Source organism: Arthrobacter sp. Leaf141 (assembly GCF_001424565.1).
Lineage (GTDB): Bacteria > Actinomycetota > Actinomycetes > Actinomycetales > Micrococcaceae > Arthrobacter.
The window spans coordinates 899-1,109 of the sequence record NZ_LMOL01000003.1 but is presented as its reverse complement, the minus strand read 5'-3'; the positions used below and the strand labels follow the sequence as shown (position 1 = coordinate 1,109).

Genomic DNA, 211 nt, shown 5'->3' with positions numbered 1-211 from the left:
GGTCAAGGCGTTGACTGTTGCTGAGTATGTGGGGATTGAAGAGGCACTGACTCCGCCGGGGATTTCGAACCAGCATCAACGGGCCCGGGAAATCTCCCTGATCGCTGAGGTCGGCGGGATCCTTGGTCTTGGGGCCGGGGCCGCGGCGGACCTGGTCAGCACCAGCTATCAGCTTGCCGCCACCCAGCCGCTGACGCTCGCGGCACTGGCG

General features: G+C 65.4%; 1 pseudogene. It reads left to right on the top strand.

Annotated features, from left to right (window positions below):
* A pseudogene (locus ASF72_RS20530) lies at positions 1-211 on the top strand (HNH endonuclease signature motif containing protein); the annotation flags it as partial.